This is a genomic window from Limnochorda sp. LNt, from assembly GCF_035593265.1.
In the GTDB taxonomy this organism is placed as follows: Bacteria; Bacillota; Limnochordia; order Limnochordales; family Geochordaceae; genus Geochorda; species Geochorda subterranea.
The window spans coordinates 2,825,490-2,842,151 of sequence record NZ_CP141614.1; the positions used below are offsets into that span (position 1 = coordinate 2,825,490).

Here is a 16,662-nt window from a genome sequence, read left to right on the forward strand (position 1 = left end):
CGGGACACACACGTCGTCCCACTCGCCTCCCCGGGCGACGCGGGCCGGGCCGCCCTCCGGAGCCTCACGCGTACAGCAGGTACGGCAGGCGGGCCTCTGCAAACGCCCGGGTGCCCTGGCTCATGCGATCGAGGATCTCGTCCAGCGGAGCCCCACGATCCACCATCTTGCGCAAGGCGTCGGTGCCGGCCAGCCGGTCTACGCCGTAGGTGCCATCACCGAATCGCCGCCACTCGAAGGCCTCGGGGTGAAGGTCCCGCACCGTCTTGAGCAAGACGATGCCCGCCTTGACGGGCTCGTAGGCGTCACGGTCCACCACGTGCACCTGCCATCCCCGGCACAGCTGCCCGGCATGCTTGTCGAACATGGGGATGAAGTGGAGCTCCCGCACCAGCACCCCTTCGACGCCGGCCGCCTCCAGGTTGGCGTACAGCGCCCGCACCAGGCGTTCGGAGGTGAGCCAGGGAGCCCCGATGATCTCGAACGGCCGGCAGGTACCCCGGCCCTCCGACAGGTTGGTGCCCTCGAAGAGCACCGTGCCGGGATAGACGGTGGCGGTCTCCAGCGTGGGCATGTTGGGCGACGGCATCACCCACGGCAGCCCGGTCTCGTCGAACCACATGGCCCGCCGCCACCCTTCCACGGGGACGACGTGCAGCGCCGCGCCCCACCCCTGCGTCGCGTCGACGTAGCGGGCCAGCTCGCCCATGGTCAGCCCGTGGCGAAACGGCAGCCCGTAGTCGCCCACGAACGAGGCGAAGCCCGGCTCCAACGTCGCCCCCTCCACACGGACACCGGTGATGGGGTTGGGCCGGTCCAGCACGACGAAGCCGAGCCCGTGGCGGGCCGCCTCCTGCAGGGAGTAGGCCATGGTGTAGGCGTAGGTGTAGAATCGCACGCCCACGTCCTGGATGTCGAAGACCAGCGCCTCGAGGTCCCGCAGCATCTCCGGCTGGGGCCGCAACGTGCGACCGTAGAGGCTGTAGACCCGGATCCCCGTGCGCTCGTCGACGAAGTCATCGGCCGGCAGCGCGTCCTGCAGCGCCCCCCTCACGCCGTGCTCCGGGCCGAACAGGGCCCGAAGCTGGACGCCGGCCTCCAGGAGCGCCTCCACGGTGCTGCGCAGGGTGCGGGTCGTCCCCGTCGGATTGGTGATGAGACCCACCCGTCGGCCCTTCAACAAGGCGGCTTGCTGCTCGAGCAGGACGTCAATCCCGTTGCGGACCCCCGTCCGACGGCGCTCGACCCGCCGCCTCCCGCCCGTCTCGCCCACGCCCATCGCCTCCCAGATGCCGCAGGACGCCCTGCAGCGAGATGACGACCTGCTCCGGGTGATGGTCCAGGTCGGCGGCCAGTTCCTGCAACGCCCGCTCCAGCAGGAAGAAGTCGAGCAGCACCGCGGCGTCCGCGGGCGAGGCCGGTAGAAGCGGGCTCCCCTGTGTCGCCCTCAGGTAGGCTCCCAGGAAGAGCGCCCCCACGTGCTGGCTCCACGCCTGCGCCCGCCGGGCCAGCCACGGCAGGTCCTCGGGCCGGGCGACGCCCATGGCCAGCTGGCCGCGCAGAGCCACGTCGGCGGCCCGCTCGAGCGAGCGGAGCATGCCGGCCACGTCCTGCAGGGGCGAGCGCTTGAGGCGCCGGGCGCTCATGGAGCGGGTCGGATCGCCCTCGAAGTCGATGATGACGAAGTCGCGGCCGGTGTACAGCAGCTGCTCGAGCCGGTAGTCGCCGTGGCAGCGGATCCGCAGGCCGTCGGGCCGCGGCCCCATGACGGCCCGCAACCGGCCCATCAGCTCGGCCTCCTCGTCGAGGAGCGCTTTCGCCAGCGGGACGGCCTCGGCATCCAGCTCGCCCCGCCGCTGGCGCAGCTCCTCCAGCACCCGCGCCGCCAGGCGGCGCCCCGTCTGATAGAGGGAGCGCTGGTGATCCGCCGACATGGGCTCGGGCGCGAACGCCGGGTCATCGGGCGCCGAGGCCAGGGCCAGGTGCAGCTCCGCCGTGCGCTGCCCCAACAGGCGCGCCGCCTCCAGATACGGGCCCAGAGCCTCCGCCACCGGCTCCGGCACGGGCTCCCGCGCCACCTCCATCAGGCTACGACCGGGTGACTCCAGCGCCGGCGCGTGGGGCTGCCCGGTCATCAGCGCCTCCAGGTAGCGATGGATGGCGTCGAGGGTGTATCCCCAGGCATCCTCTCCGCCGTGCGGGACGAACCCCTCCAGCAGGGCCAGCGTCAAGGGCTCGCCGCCCTCCCGGCGGTACTCCATCCCTCCCAGCAGGGGCGGGATGTGGTCGAAGTCGGTGCGCTCGTCGAGGAAGCGGAGCACCTCCTGCTCCGGGTTGACCCCGTCTCCGGGCCGGCGGAAGAGCTTGAGGATCATGCGATCGCCGAACAGTACGGAGGTGTTGCTCTGCTCCACTTGCAGCACCGAGGGCTCCAGGCTGTACGCGGCGTCGGACGGGATCTGCCGACCGCCCCGGCACGTCCAGAAGACGAGCTCGCCGCCCGCGGCCTTGATGCGCCGCCGTCGGACCAGCGCATCCAGCAGCTCGCGGCAGAAGCCGGCATCCCATAGCGCGTCGTGGAGCACGCCCTCCCGCACGCCCGACTCGTCCACCACGTCGAGGCGAGCGATGACGGCATGGGGGAAGCGCGCCATCGCGTCGGCCGCGGCCTCTCCCTCGGAGAAGGCGAGGGGCACCAGGTACGTCTCGGCATCGCCCTCGGTGTACTGGACCCGGGCCAGGACCAGCCAGCCCCGCGTCTCGCCGTCGGAGAGAGGCACCGCCTCCACGATGCCCACCGACCGGATGCGGCGGCGGTCGACGAACCAGCGCCGCACGCGCAGGTAGTCGGCCAGGGCACTCTCCAGCCCGGCCCGGGCCGGCTCCGCCAGCACCCGATCCCACCGGGTGCGCACCTGCAGGGCGGGCAGCTGCGCCGCAGCGGCCACGGTCGGCTCTCCCGCGCGGATCTCGGGCACCCGGGGCGGCTCCAGGGAGAACCAGTAGAAGGAGTGGGGGCCCAGCGTCAGGACGTACGGGCCGCCGCCCACCGGCGGAAACTCGGTGCGGCCGAACATCTCCACCGGAACCAGTCCCCGGAAAGCCGACAGGTCCAGCTCCACGTACTGCACGAACCGCGACAGGTTGGCGACCACCAGGACCCGCTCGTCGCCGTACCGGCGCACGAAGGCGAGCACCTTGCGGTTCTCGGGGTTCAACAGTTGCAGGCTCCCCCGGCTCAGCGCCTTGTAACGCTTGCGCAGGGCGATGAGCCGCCGCATCCACCACAGCAGCGAGTGGGGGTTGTTGTGCTGAGCCTCGACGTTGACCGCCTCGTAGTGGTACTCCGGGTCGATGATGACCGGGAGGTAGAGCCGCTGGGGGTTGGCGCGGGAGAAGCCGGCGTTGCGGTCGGCGCTCCACTGCATGGGGGTGCGCACGCCGTTGCGGTCACCCAGGTAGATGTTGTCGCCCATCCCGATCTCGTCGCCGTAGTAGACCACCGGCGTCCCCGGCAGCGAGAAGAGCAGCCCGTTCATCAGTTCGATCTTGCGGCGGTGGTTGCCCAGCAGCGGAGCGAGGCGGCGACGGATGCCCAGGTTGATGCGCGCCTGGGGGTCCTGCGCGTACACCCGGTACATGTAGTCGCGCTCCTCGTCGGTCACCATCTCCAGCGTCAGCTCGTCATGGTTGCGCAAGAAGAGCGCCCACTGCGACACCTCGGGGATGGGCGGCGTCTGCTCGAGGATGTCGGCGATGGGGTAGCGGTCCTCCATGTGCAGCGCCATGAACAGGCGCGGCATCAGGGGGAAGTGGAAGATCATGTGGCAGGCGTCGCCATCGCCGAAGTAGGCCACCGCGTCCTCCGGCCACTGGTTGGCCTCGCCCAGCAGCACCCGGCGGGGGGAGGGGTAGCGCGCGTCGATGTAGCGGCGCAGCTCCTTGATGAAGGCGAAGGTCTCGGGCAGGCTCTCGCAGGTGGTGCCCTCCCGCTCGTAGAGGTACGTGATGGCGTCGAGGCGCATCCCGTCGACGCCCAGGCGCATCCAGTGGTCGACGACCCGAAACATGGCCTTGCGGACGTGGGGGCTGTCGTAGTTGAGGTCGGGCTGATGCGCGAAGAAGCGGTGCCAGTAGTAGGCCCGCGCCACCGGGTCCCAGGTCCAGTTGGAGGGCTCGAAGTCCCGGAAGATGACCCGCGCCTCCCGGTAGCGCTCGGGCGTGTCGCTCCAGACGTAGAAGTTGCGCCAGGCCGTGCCCGGCCGGGCCCGCCGCGATCGCTGGAACCACGGGTGCTGGTCCGACGTATGGTTGAGGACCAGCTCCGTCATCACCCGCAGCCCCCGCCGGTGGGCCTCGCGCAGGAAGGCCTCGAAGTCTCGCATGGTGCCGTAGGCGGGGTGCACGCCGAAGTAGTCAGCGATGTCGTAGCCGTCGTCCTTGAGCGGCGACGGGTAGAAGGGCAACAGCCAGATGGTGGTGACGCCGAGGGACTGGATGTAGTCCAGCTTCTGGGTCAGGCCCTGGAAGTCGCCGATGCCGTCGGCGTTGCTGTCGTAGAAGGCCCTGACGTGCACCTCGTAGATGACGGCGTCCTTGTACCAGAGCGGATCGTCGTCGAGCGCCACGGGCTCGACGGAGCGAGCGGCCACGCCCCCATCTCCCCCTCTAGCTGGCGCGGCGCGTGCCGGTCCGTCGCTCGCTGCGCCTGATGCCGATACGGTTTCGCGACATGCCGTGGCCTCTGGGCTGCGTCGTGGCGTCCCCGGCCTCCCGGGCCAGCGCCAGTATAGCACGCCGGTGTGCCGGCGCCAGACCTCGCCGGGCCGCCCCTCACGGGGAGGTGCGAGACTCCCTCGAGCCGATACCGCCCCGACTCGCCGCCCGTCCGGGCGAGCGAGGCCAGGCGCACGCCTCGATGGGAAGGTGAAGCGACGTCATCCAGACGCGCCGTCAAGCCTGGGCTTTCGTCACCTCATCGGTGGCGCCGTCGATTGCCTGGGCAGGAGCCGGATGGGGAGCACGGACACGGCAACCGGCCCGCCGTGCGCGTGCGGGACGCCGACCTCGGCCAGGATCTCCCGCCCGGGTGGCCACTCCGAGGTGGTGCAGACGTACTCCCCCGCCACCCGACCCATCTCCCGCAGCGGGAGGCCGACGGTGGAGAGCGCCGGATGCATCTGGGCCGTGAGGGGGATGCCGCCGATCCCCATGACGGCCATCTCCCCGGGCACGCGCACCCCGGCACGGAGCGCGGCTTGCAGCGCGCCGATGGCCATCTGGTCGTTGCAGGCCAGCACCGCGGTGGGGCGCTCCCTCGTGGGCCCCTCGGGGGGCGAGGCGAGCAGGCCGTACATGGCCTCGTACCCGCTGGCGACGTCGAAGGTGCCCGGCAGCTCCAGGCGCGGCTCCCACGTGCCCGCCAGTTGGAGCGTCCGGCGATACCCCCGTAGCCTCGCACGGGCGGCCTCGTTGCGCTCGGGGCCCGCGACGAAGGCGATGCGCCGGTGGCCCAGGCTCAGCAGGTACTCGGTGGCCAGTCTCGCCGCCTCGTCGTTGCGGATGCGGACCCGCGCCACCCCCGGGATGGTGCCGCCGATGAGGACGACCCGCACGCCCGCCTCCTGGAGCGGGCGCAGCCCATCCTCGCCGTACTCCTCCGCCCCCAGGGCGATGACGGCGGAGACCTGCAGTTCCCGGAGCTCCGTCACGTACCGTGACTGTCGCTCGGCCGACCGATCGGTGTCGCACAGCACGACGCTGAAGCCGTGGCGGGAGACTTCGGACTCTATCCCCTTGACGATCTCATGGAAGTACGGGTCGGCGATGTCCGGCACCAGCAGCCCCACCAGGGTCGAGCGGCGCAGCACCAGCGTCCGGGCCAGACGGTTGGGGTGGTATCCGAGGGCGCGCGCCGCCTCCACCACGCGCCGGCGGGTCGCCTCGCTGACCGGTGCGCTGCGCCGCAAGGCCACGGACGCGGTGGTGACCGACACGCCTGCCAGGCGTGCCACGTCCTTGATGGTGACGCGCCGGAGGCCCGGGCGCGGCTCGCCCATGCTCGTGCGATCCGCCTCCTCGCCGGGCGACAGGTTCAACCTGCGACCCGGCCTCCCCTCCGCGCCGGCAGGAGAGCGTTCTCCACCGCCGAATCAGGGAACGAAACGTTTCGCTCCGGCAGCCGCCGCCTCGGAGGGGGGACCCCAGCGTGGTCGAGCACCTCTCGCTTGCGGACGTGGAGCGGCTCATCGCCCGCGGTCGCCGCATCCACGGCGCCGCGGCCGTCTTGCTGCCCCACCGCCCCGATGGGACGCCGGACCCCGACGCCTTCGCCGAGATGGTCGCCTTCGTCTCGCGACAGGGCCTGACGCCGGCGGTCAACATGGACACGGGCTACGGCGAGCTCCTCACGCCCGCGCAGCGACACGACCTGCTCCGCAGGGCGGCGCAGGTCCTCTCCGGTCGGCCGTTCATCGCGGGGGTGTACGTGGATCCCCAGTCGGCGGACCTTAGCGACGCCTACCGGCGGGGAGCCGACGAGATCCGGCAGCTGGGCGGCACGCCCATCCTCTTCCCGAGCCCCCGGCTCAAGGCCCTGGACGTGACCGAGCAGCGCGCCGTCTTTCGCCGCGTGGCCTCCGGAGGCGGCCCGCTGCTCGCCTTCGAGTTGAGCCCGGCCTTCTCGGGGGCCGGCTTTCTCTTCCCCGACGAGCTGTTCCGGGAGGTGCTGGAGCTTCCGGCCTTCGCGGGCCTCAAGCACTCGTCCCTGAGCCGGCGACTCGAGTGGAGACGGCTGGCCCTGCGCAACGAGGTGCGTGAAGGATTCCGGATCTACACGGGCAACGACCTGGCCATCGACATGGTCATGTACGGCAGCGACTACCTGCTGGGGCTCGCTGCCTTCGCACCCGATGCCTTCGCCATCCGCGACACCCTGTGGGAGACGGGGGACGCCCGCTTCTTCGAGCTCAACGACGTGCTGCAATACCTGGGCCAGTTCGCGTTCCGGCCCCCGGTGCCGGCCTACAAGCACTCCGCCGCGCAGTTCCTGCACCTGCGAGGGCTCGTCCCGTCCGACACGCCGCACCCGCGGGGAGCGAGGCGGCCGGAGTCGGACCGGGCCGTCCTGGAGGAGATCGCCTCCCGGCTGCAGCGCCTGCTCGCCACCCTGCAGGACGTGACCCATCGGCAGCGCCCGGCGGGGAGCTGACCGACGGGCGGCCGTCGCGCCCTGGGGCGCACGGCCGCCCCGCACCGCCTCCCGTCAGGAGACGGGCATCTCGTGCACCCACGCGTGGGCCGGGTCGTCGTGGAAGCACAGCGCCCGCTCCTCACCCGCCAGGGCCCACAGGTAGTAGACCCGATACCCCGGCGCTGCCGCCACCGGGTGGTATCCGAAGGGCAGCAGCGTGACGTCGCCGTCCACGATGCGGTAGCAGGCCTCGACGCCGCGCGCCGGGCTGTAGACCACCTGCACCCCGAAGCCCTGCGGCGGCTCGACGCGGAAGTAGTAGACCTCCTCCAGCGGGATCTCGACGTCGGGAATCGCCTCGTCGTGCTTGTGGGGCGGATAGCTGGACCACTGGCCTGGACCATTGAAGGTTTCGCCGACCAGCAGCCGCTGCGCCGGCACGCGCTCGTCGATGATGTCGTGCACCTCGCGCTCGAAGCCCGGGCGCCCGCGATGCTGCACCCGGACGTCTTGGGGCGTGACGACCACCGCCCCGGCACCCTTCCCTCGGGCGGCCGGCGAGCCGATGACGGCGAGATGGCAGGGCTCCGGCGCCTCCAGCTCGACCTGCTCCCCCGGCGGCAGGTAGAGGGCGCCGGCTCGTCCCTCGAAGACGCTCGGGCGGGGCCCCAGCTCCCTCCCCTCGAGCCCGTGCCCGTGCAGCCGGACGCGGCCCTCGATCAGCACCAGCGCCAGCTCCTCGCCGTCGGAGCCGACCCGGTGCCGCTCGGCCGCCCCCAGCCGCAGTAGGCCGAAGGAGAGGTGACGCAACCCCTCCCCGGCCCGCACCACCGGCACGAATCCGGGCGTCTGGGGCGGTCTGCGGTGCAGGTCGAGCCGTTGCATGATGGCTTCGCTCCCTTCGCAACGGACGGTCGGGGGCGCTCGGCCTCCGGCCCTCAGGGCGCCGCCGACAGGCGCTCCACCAGGAAGCGCTCCTCGGCTCCTCGGGTCTGCACGAGATGGCGGACGGCATCGGCGGCCGTCGCCTGCTGGTGGATGATGAGGCTGATGGCCTCCGCCACGGCCCTGGGGTCGTCACGCCCCGGGAAGAGCACGTTGCGGCCCACCATGGCCCCCCGGACGTTGGGGCCCTCGGCCATGCCCCGCTCGAAGTCCTCCAGCAGGCCGACCGGACTGTCGAGCACCTCGCCCCCCAGGAGCAGGATGGGGAGGGTGGTGGCCCGCGCCACCCGGTAGAAGTCGGGCACGTACGGGATCTTGAGCCACAACCGGTCGGTCGCCTCCCCGATCCCCGCGGCGACCCCCACGGCCCGGATCATCTCCTCGGTCTCCAGGCGCACCCGGTAGCGGCCCTCGACGCGCTCGACGGGCAGCACCTCCAGGAAGACCGGCAGACCAAGTCGCCGGCAGCTGCTGGCCGCCTGGGCCACGTAGGACATGGTCTGGATGGAGTAGCGGGAGTAGGGGCCCGGGTCGATGCGAAGCAGGAGCTTGCCCGCATCCAGCCCCCGCGCCTGAATGGCCTCGGGCGTGAAGGCCGTCAGGCGGTCCTCCATCTCGTACTCCACCCCGGCCAGGCCGGAGCGGTTCATGGAGCCCACGATCAGGCGCCCGTCCAGCAACCCCTGGTGCCCGTGCTGCTTGACCAGCCAGTCGACCAGGAGGAGCTCATCGACGACGTCGGGGGTCGCCATGACGCCGTCGACGAGGGGGCTGCTCAGCACACGCAGGATGCGGCCCAGGTACTCCAGGCGGTCGCCGAGGGCCACCGGATCGTCGCCGGCCGACGTGACGCGCCGTGCGGGGTGGTCGGCGGCCAGCACCAGCAGCCTGCCGTCGGCGGGGGTCAGGCCATCGGGGCGGCGACGGGCCCGGGCGGCCTCCTCCACGCGCTCGGCTCGTCGCACCCGGCTCTCGGCCAGCACCTGCCACAGCTCGTCCGTGAAGAACCGGCGCGTGTGCCAGTAGAACGAGCCCAGGGTGTAGTTGACGTCCAGTCGCTCCCGGGCGACGTCGTAGAGGGCACGGGTGCTCGTCAACACCGCCTCCGACAGCTCGCCCGGACGAGGCACGACCTCGAGCCCGATGGGGCCCTGGTAGCCGACGTCGACCAGCGCCGACAGGAAGCCCGCCAGCTGCTCCTCGCCGATGGCGCTGGCGGGATAGTCGAGCCGAGGGTGGCTGTCGCCGTACAGAGGATCTGCCGGATCCAGCACCGCGCTGCCGATGTGCACGTGGACCAGGAACGGCGCGAGCAGCCGGATCGCGTCGGGCGTCTCCTCCTCGTCGCCGGGCCCCTTGAGCAGCCGCATGTGGGAGAGGTCGTAGAGCAGCCCGAAGTTGAAGTGGCCCAGATGGGCGCGCACGATCCGAGCCACGGCCAGCGCCTCGGTCGACGGGCCGATGAGCATGTTGCGGAAGCCGGGCTCGGTGCGGCGGTCGAAGCTCTCCAGCACTACCCACAGGGGCTCGCGCCCGAGGGCCTCGGCCCGCTCCCGGGCGTACCGGCAGATCTCGGCCAGGGACCGCACCAGGGCTTCGGTGGCCTCCTGACGCAGCCGGTTGCCCGGCGAGTCGCCCGGGTCGCGGCCGCTGAGCAGGCTCAACGAGACCGCCCCCAGCTCGTACGCCTCGTCGACGCAGCGCAGGAGCCGCTCCGCGGCCTGCCGCCGGTGGACCTCGTTGGCACTGGCGATGTCGGTGGGTGGGATCCATCGCTCCTCGTTGACGAGCTGCACGGGCTGCGCCCCGTAGTAGAGGCGTTTGCCGTAGCGGATAGCCATCTCGCGCACCTGCCGGCGCACGTCCGGGTCCTTGATGCGGGTCACCTCGATGCCGCCGAAGTAGGGATCCCGCAGCACCTGCTCGACGGTGCGCAGCACGTACGAGGCGGGGGCCTCTCCCCGCGCCACCGACCGGGTGCTCCCCGGACCGGGAAAGACCATCCAGTGCACGACGGTCACCGGGTTGCGCTCCAACGCCACGAGTGTCACCTCTCCTGCTGCGATGCACCGGTCACGACTCCGGAGACCATTCGATGGCGACTCGGTCTCTCCATGCTTCGCCCCGTGAGATCCCGCTCAATTCCACGAAGAGCTTGCCTTCGTAGTAACCGAGGCTGCGCGCCATCTCCAGGAGCGCCCGCGGCTTGGTGGTAGCCCAGGCGTAGCCCTCTCGACGCTCCTTCTCGATCTCCCGGATGTCGCGCTTGACGACTCCGTCACGGCCCGAGAAGATCGGCTCGTTGGTTCGCAGGTCGTAGAAGCGATACCAGATGACGCTGCCAGGCTCGTGGTAGAAGTACTGCTCCTGGGGGTCCCGTCGCACGTACCTGGTATCCGGCACCTTGGCTCGCTCGAACCACGCCAGAGCGCCACGTATGGCCTCTTGAATCTCTGCCGACGGAGACGGCTCCGCTCCATCCCACGGCCGCTTGTACTGCTCCTCCATGCCCTTGCTCCAACCGCCGTGGAGTTGCCATGTCAGAAGTGCGTCGGCCTGCTGGATGTCGCGGGTCAGGTCCCCCGTTTGATACGTGCCGGTGTACCACGGGATCGACGAGAGATCTCGGGGCGGCGGGGGCAGGGCACCGATCTTTAGGGTAACGATGGTCGCTCCGTCTCGATCCACCACCGAGCGATGGAGGACGGGCACCTCGACGAAGCCGGGATCGGGCTGCTGGGTTCGCAACACGCCGAACCACGGTGTGGTCGGCGCCTGTACGGTGATTGCGTGTGAGTCGAGACCATCGACCACGCCCTCCAGGACAAGTTCGATGGTCTCCGCCCCGGTGCGCGAGGCGCTCACGATCCGGGGCCCCCCGTCGGTTGTGGCCAGCGCTGCTGGCGCAGAGACCCCGCTCACCAGCAGTGCCGACACGGCCACGACACAGAGCCACCTCGCAACCGCACGCATCGGTCAGCCTCCCTTGCTCTCCTCGGGTCCGCTACGCCCGCACCACCGTCACGCCCCAGCGGGTCAGCTGCTCGACGACCTGGGGGTCCGCCTCCATGTCGGTCACCAGGACGTCCATCTCGGAGACCGGCGCGACGAGGGCCCCTCCAGACCTCCCCAGCTTGGTGCTGTCGGCCAGGATGACGCACTGCTGGCTGCGGCGCATGCTCTCCAGCTTGACCAGGGACTCCTCGAGGTCACTGGTCCAGATGCCCTCCTCCAGCGAGATGCCCAGGGCTCCGAGGAAGACCTGGTCCGCATGGAACTGCTGGAGGAACCGCAGCACCAGGGTGCCGGCCGTGCTAGCGCTGCGCCGGACGCTGCCCCCCAGGAAGACGCAGTGGATGTGCGGATACTGGGCCAGTGCGAGAGCGATCCGCAGGTCGCGGGTGATGACCGTCAAGCCCCGCCGGGCCGCGAGATGATGCACCATCTGCTTGGTGGTCGTGCCGGCGTCGATGATGATGACCGAGTCGTCCTTGACCATGGCGGCGGCCGCGGCGCCGATGCGCCGCTTCTCCTGCGCGCGGTGGCCCTCCCGGCTCTCCGGCAGGGGCAGCACGCCGTCCTGGGCGAGCGGCATGGCCCCGCCCCGCACGCGGCGGATGAGCCCCATCTCCTCCAGCCGCACCAGGTCCCGGCGGATGGTCGCCGGCGAGACGCCGAGAGCGCTCGAGAGGTCCTCCACCGAGGCCCCCGCGTGCTCCCGGACGTTGTGGAGAATGCGCTGTTGGCGCTGCGTCACCAGCACGGACTCGCCTCCCATGCACCGTCAGAACTGAGGCAGCCACCGGGCGTTGGCACGCAACAGCTCGTCGAGCATGGATCTCGCCGAGGCCGGGTCGCGTACCAGCGGGTCGTTGATCAGGGCCTGCAACGCCAGCTTGCGGTCGCCCCGAATGCCGGCCTGGACGGTCATCTCCTGGTTGATGACGTGCGGGTACACGCTCGCCAGGATGGGGAGGGGAAGCTCGCCCACCGAGATGGGATGGATCCCGGTCGGCCCGGCCACCGCGCTCGTCTCGACGATGACGTCGCGGGGCAGATTGGCGATCTGGCCGACGTTGGGCAGGTTGACCACCGTTCGCACCGGCTCGCTGACCCCCTCGAGCGCGGCGATGATGTCGGAGAACTCCTCCCTGGAGCGCCCCAGCGGCACCCGCTCGCCCTCCCGCAACCAGGCCCGCACCCGCTCCCGGTGGGCCTCGGTGCGGCGCCGGCGCAGGTCGATGGGGGTCATCTCCACGTCGTAGTCCGCCCCGAAGCGCGTCTGCTCCTTCAGGAAGTAGGGGAAGAACTCGGCGACGTGCCGGTCACCGGCCCCGGCCAGGTAGCCCACCACGTCCAGGAGCGCCAGCTTCACCTTCCAGTGGTCCTGGAAGGGCGATCGCTCCTCGAAGTCGGGCTTGAGCGGGATGGGCCTCCCCTCGGCGACGTGCCGGCGGACCCTCTCCACGCCGTCCTCGCCCTGGATCCGCAGCTGCACGAACCAGGGGAGGTGATTGATGCCGGCCACCAGTGCCTCCAGCTCGTCCGGGCGTGCCCCGAACATCCGCAGCAAGGTGGCCCGCGTGCTGTCGACCTCGTGGCACAGCCCCACGACCTTGATCCGCGTCGAGCAGGCGATGGCTCGGGTCAGGGTGGACATCGGGTTGGTCAGGTTGATGAGCCAGGCATCGGGGCAGACCGCCTCCATGGCGCGGGCGATCTCCAGCATGGGCGGGATGTTGCGCAGCGCCCGGCTCAGCCCGCCGGGACCCACGGTGTCGCCTACCGTCTGATACACCCCGTACTTCAACGGGATCTCCAGATCGCAGGCCATGGTCTCGAGGCCGCCGGTGGTGATGGTGACCACCACGAACTCGGCGCCGGCCAGTGCCGAGCGCAGGTCGGTCGTCGCCTCGACGGCGAAGCCCGCCTCGGCCTGCTCCATGATCTTGCGGCCGAGCCGCGCCATGTCGTCGAGGGCGACGGGGTCGACGTCGTGAAGGACCACGGTGCCGTCGAGCACCTCTTTCTTGGAGGCGATGTCCTTCAACAGCGTCGGGCCCCAGTTGTAGCTGCCGCCGCCTACGATGCAGATCCGTGTCGTGCGCACCCAGCCTCCTCCTTCCAGCGGCTCGCGGCCATCATCCCTTGAGCCCGGTCGTGGCGATCCCCTCGATGAAGTAGCGCTGCGCCACGAAGAAGACCGCCATGGTCGGCAGGATGGAGAGGAGCGACATGGCGAACATGCCGCCCCATGTCACCACCCCCGAGTTGTCGAGGAAGAGGCGCAACCCCAGAGGGATCGTGAACTTGCGGGGGTCGCTGAGGTAGACCAGGGGTTCGAGGAAATCGTTCCACGTCCACAAGAAGGCGAAGATCCCCGTCACCACCACGGGTGGCTTGGAGAGCGGGAGGATGACGCGCCAGAAGGTCTGGAAGGCCGAGCAGCCGTCGATGGCCGCCGCGTCGTCGAGCTCCCGCGGGATGCCCCGCATGAACAGGATCATCAAGAAGATGAAGAAGGCGCCGCCGAAGAACGGCGGGATGACCAGGGGGCGAAAGGTGTCGATCCAGTCCAGGTGGCGGAAGAGGATGTAGCGGGGCACCAGCAGGGCCTGCTCCGGCAGCATCATGGTCCCGAGCATGAGGGCGAAGAGCGGCTTGCGCAGCCGGAAACGTCGGCGAGCGAACCCGTACCCCACCACCGTGGCCGCCATCACCTGGCCGATGACCGTCATGCTGGCCACGAACAGCGAGTTGCGCGCGAAGATGGAGAAGGGGAGGCTGGGCATGGCGTACCAGCCCTTGACGTAGTTCTCCCACGCGAAGCGTGAGGGCCACAACCCCACGGTGGTGAAGATCTCGTTGTCGGGCTTGAGGCTGCTGGAGAGCAGCCAGAGCAACGGATAGACCATGACGGTGCCGAACGCGATGAGAAAGAGGTGACTGGCCAGGCTGGGCCAGTGGACGCGCAGCCTCATCGCCCCTGCCCCCCCTCCTCCGACTCTGCCTCGTAGTAGACCAGGCGTCCCGTCGACTTGAAGATGAGGGCCGTCACCCCCGCGATGAGCACCAGCAGGACCCACGCCATGGCCGATGCGTAGCCCATGTCGAAGTGCCGGAACCCCTTCTGATACAGATACAGGGAGTAGAAGAGGGTCTCGTCCATGGGCCCGCCGTTGGTGATGAGGAAGCCCTGCGTGAACACCTGGAAGGCGTTGATGGTCTGCATGACCAGGTTGAAGAAGATCACCGGCGAAAGCAGCGGCAGCGTGATGCGCCAGAACATGTGCCAGCGATTGCTGCCGTCGACGGCCGCCGCCTCGTAGTACTCGGCGGGGATCTGCTTGAGCCCCGCCAGGAAGATGACCATGGAGGAGCCGAACTGCCAGGCCGAGAGCCCCGCCAGCGTGTACAGGGCGAGGGACGGGTGCGTCAGCCAGTCGGGCCCGCGTATGCCCACCAGCCCCAGCACCGCGTTGACCAGCCCGTCTCGGGCGAAGATCTTGCGCCACATGATGGCGACAGCCACCGACGAGCCCACCAGCGAGGGCAGGTAGTAGGCGACCCGGTAGATCCCAACGCCACGGAGCTTCTGCGCCAGCAGCATGGCGACCAGCAAGGCCACCGCCAGCTTGAGGGGCACCGATAGCACCGCATAGCGCACGGTGACGCTGACCGCCTTGATGAACCGAGGGTCGGCTACCATCTGGCGGAAGTTGTCGAGCCCGATGAAGCGTGGCGGCGTCAACAGGTCGTATCGGGTGAACGCCAGCCACAAGGACATGATCATGGGAAACAGAGTGAACGCCAGGAAGCCGACCACCCACGGCGAGACGAAGGCCAGACCCGTCAGCTCGTCGCGCCACGCCCTCGAGAGGCCCTGCCGGGCCAGCCCGGCGGGGGCCAGCACCTTCTCGCCCACGTTCATGGCGATTACCCCCCGTGGGGTCCGGGGCAGCGTGGGCCCCGGACCCCTTGCAGCCTCATGGGGAGCACCCCGAGCGCGTCACTGCGAGGCGGCGCGCTGCAGGATGCGGGTCGCCTCGGCGATGAAGTACCGGGCCCCGTCCTCGGGCGTCCTGCGGCCGAACTGGACCTCCTCGCTGGTGCGCTCGAACAGATCCCGGATCTCCGCGCCGCCCTTGGGCGCCGGTGGCGGGACCGGGCCGGCGAAGGCCAGGATCTTGTCCTCGATGTCGAAGACCTTGACGTCGTACTGGCTGAGGCCCATCTGTTGCAGCAGGGCCCGACCCGCCGACGTGACCGGCGTGCCCCGATTGGAGCGCAGGATGTCGAGGGCCTCGGGGGCCTGGATGAACCAGTTGATGAACCGGGCTGCCTCTTCGGCGTGACGGCTGCGCGAGGAGACCGAGAAGAACATGGAGGACTTGGGGTAGTGCCCCTCCGCCTGGCCGCCTCGCGGCAGCGGCGTCATCACCATCTCGTCCTGCATCACCACGGCGAAGCGCTCGTGCTCGTTGGACCAGCCGCGATGGGCCACGGCCTGGCGCTTGACGATGAGGTAGTTATAGAGCTCGTCGGAGCTGGCCAGCGAGACCTCCGCGGGAGGCGCCAGGCCCTGATCCCGCAGGCTCTTCCACATGGCCCACCAGCTGGCGACGTCCTCCTCGTCGATGGCCAGGCGGTTACCCTGGTAGATGCCGGGCCGTCCTCGCTGACGCACCCAGTGCTCGAAGTAGTTGATCTCACCCGAGAAGTCGGCGCTGAACCAGACCTGGGGCCCCAGCGCGCCCGTCACCTTGCGGGAGTAGTCGAAGAAGTCCTCCCATGTCCAGTCCAGCGGCGGCAACTCGAGCCCGGCCTCCGACAGCAGCGTGCGGTTGACGTGCAGCACCTGGACGTTGAGCCCCAGCGAGATGGCGTAAAGCTTGCCGTCGACCATCCCCGCCTTGGCCAATTGCGGGTCCATGTCATCCAGCACCAGGGCGCTGCCGACCCACGGCGCCAGGTCCATCAAGGCGCCGCGCTGGGCGTACTCGAGCAGGTAGGCGTAATCCATCTGGATGATGTCCGGCGGGTTGCCCGAGGCGACCATCACCGCCAGCTTGTCCCAGTAGCCGCTCCAGGCGGTGAACTCGGGTGTGAAGCTGACGTGCGGGTTCTTGGCACGGTACGCCTCGAGCGCCTTGAGCGTGCGGTCGTGACGCTCCTGGTTGCCCCACCAGTAGATCCGCAGGTTGACCGGTTGCTGCGACGACCCCGCCAGTGCATCGACTCCCAGGGCCAACAGCCACGAGGCCATCATCACCACGACGAGCCCTGACGCCCACCATCGTCTGAGGTGCATGGCAACGGCACACCTCCCGGACCACGAGTCGTCGGGGTCACAACCGGCCCGGCCACAGCCCCTCGGCCGCCCCACCCCCGCGGCGTCGACGAGGTCGGGCCCCGCGACGCGTCCTGTTTCGAGGCCACCCACCCGGGCGGTGCGCAGTATTCGCCGGATGGCGGTCACCATCCTGCAATCGGGGTCAAGTTACGCGCACATTTCGATCAACTTC

12 protein-coding genes are annotated in these 16,662 nt (G+C 70.0%); 1 reads left to right on the plus strand and 11 read right to left on the minus strand.

Annotation, left to right across the window (positions count from 1 at the left end; all coding sequences use genetic code 11):
* Nucleotides 1-64: 64 nt before the first annotated feature.
* The 3 genes from VLY81_RS13555 to VLY81_RS13565 all read right to left on the minus strand — a co-directional run bounded on the left by VLY81_RS13555 (nucleotide 65) and on the right by VLY81_RS13565 (nucleotide 6,059).
* Nucleotides 65-1,273, minus strand: a complete 1,209-nt coding sequence (locus VLY81_RS13555; protein ID WP_324668752.1) for an exo-beta-N-acetylmuramidase NamZ family protein — start codon at nucleotides 1,271-1,273, stop codon at nucleotides 65-67.
* The gene (treS, locus tag VLY81_RS13560) at nucleotides 1,209-4,652 is read right to left on the minus strand and encodes a maltose alpha-D-glucosyltransferase (protein WP_324668753.1); all 3,444 of its coding nucleotides are present in this window, start codon (nucleotides 4,650-4,652) and stop codon (nucleotides 1,209-1,211) included. The genes VLY81_RS13555 and treS overlap by 65 nt, the downstream gene beginning before the upstream one ends.
* A 318-nt stretch (nucleotides 4,653-4,970) precedes the next feature.
* Nucleotides 4,971-6,059 (minus strand): LacI family DNA-binding transcriptional regulator, encoded by a 1,089-nt coding sequence (locus VLY81_RS13565; RefSeq protein WP_324668754.1) that lies wholly within the window; start codon nucleotides 6,057-6,059, stop codon nucleotides 4,971-4,973.
* Nucleotides 6,060-6,208: 149 nt separating this feature from the next.
* On the opposite strand from VLY81_RS13565, the gene VLY81_RS13570 reads away from it, so the two are divergent.
* Nucleotides 6,209-7,210 (plus strand): dihydrodipicolinate synthase family protein, encoded by a 1,002-nt coding sequence (locus VLY81_RS13570; protein WP_324668755.1) that lies wholly within the window; start codon nucleotides 6,209-6,211, stop codon nucleotides 7,208-7,210.
* Nucleotides 7,211-7,264: 54 nt separating this feature from the next.
* Here the strand turns inward: VLY81_RS13570 and iolB are convergent, their stop codons facing one another.
* The 8 genes from iolB to VLY81_RS13610 form a co-directional block, all read right to left on the minus strand.
* On the minus strand, nucleotides 7,265-8,077 hold the full coding sequence (iolB, locus tag VLY81_RS13575; RefSeq protein ID WP_324668756.1) for a 5-deoxy-glucuronate isomerase: 813 nt from the start codon (nucleotides 8,075-8,077) through the stop codon (nucleotides 7,265-7,267).
* A gap of 53 nt (nucleotides 8,078-8,130) precedes the next feature.
* On the minus strand, nucleotides 8,131-10,179 hold the full coding sequence (locus VLY81_RS13580) for a Cgl0159 family (beta/alpha)8-fold protein (protein ID WP_324668758.1): 2,049 nt from the start codon (nucleotides 10,177-10,179) through the stop codon (nucleotides 8,131-8,133).
* A gap of 31 nt (nucleotides 10,180-10,210) precedes the next feature.
* Nucleotides 10,211-11,080, minus strand: coding sequence for a pectate lyase (locus VLY81_RS13585; RefSeq protein WP_324668759.1), 870 nt, complete (start codon nucleotides 11,078-11,080; stop codon nucleotides 10,211-10,213).
* Between the two features lie 61 nt (nucleotides 11,081-11,141).
* Nucleotides 11,142-11,900: a DeoR/GlpR family DNA-binding transcription regulator gene (locus VLY81_RS13590; RefSeq protein WP_324668761.1), complete on the minus strand. Its 759-nt coding sequence runs from the start codon at nucleotides 11,898-11,900 to the stop codon at nucleotides 11,142-11,144.
* Between the two features lie 21 nt (nucleotides 11,901-11,921).
* Complete coding sequence (locus VLY81_RS13595) at nucleotides 11,922-13,247, minus strand: family 4 glycosyl hydrolase (RefSeq protein ID WP_324668763.1); 1,326 nt, start codon at nucleotides 13,245-13,247, stop codon at nucleotides 11,922-11,924.
* Nucleotides 13,248-13,278: 31 nt separating this feature from the next.
* Nucleotides 13,279-14,118: a carbohydrate ABC transporter permease gene (locus VLY81_RS13600; RefSeq protein WP_324668764.1), complete on the minus strand. Its 840-nt coding sequence runs from the start codon at nucleotides 14,116-14,118 to the stop codon at nucleotides 13,279-13,281.
* On the minus strand, nucleotides 14,115-15,068 hold the full coding sequence (locus VLY81_RS13605) for a carbohydrate ABC transporter permease (RefSeq protein ID WP_324668765.1): 954 nt from the start codon (nucleotides 15,066-15,068) through the stop codon (nucleotides 14,115-14,117). The genes VLY81_RS13600 and VLY81_RS13605 overlap by 4 nt, the downstream gene beginning before the upstream one ends.
* 78 nt (nucleotides 15,069-15,146) lie before the next feature.
* The gene (locus VLY81_RS13610) at nucleotides 15,147-16,448 is read right to left on the minus strand and encodes an ABC transporter substrate-binding protein (protein ID WP_324668766.1); all 1,302 of its coding nucleotides are present in this window, start codon (nucleotides 16,446-16,448) and stop codon (nucleotides 15,147-15,149) included.
* Nucleotides 16,449-16,662: the final 214 nt, after the last annotated feature.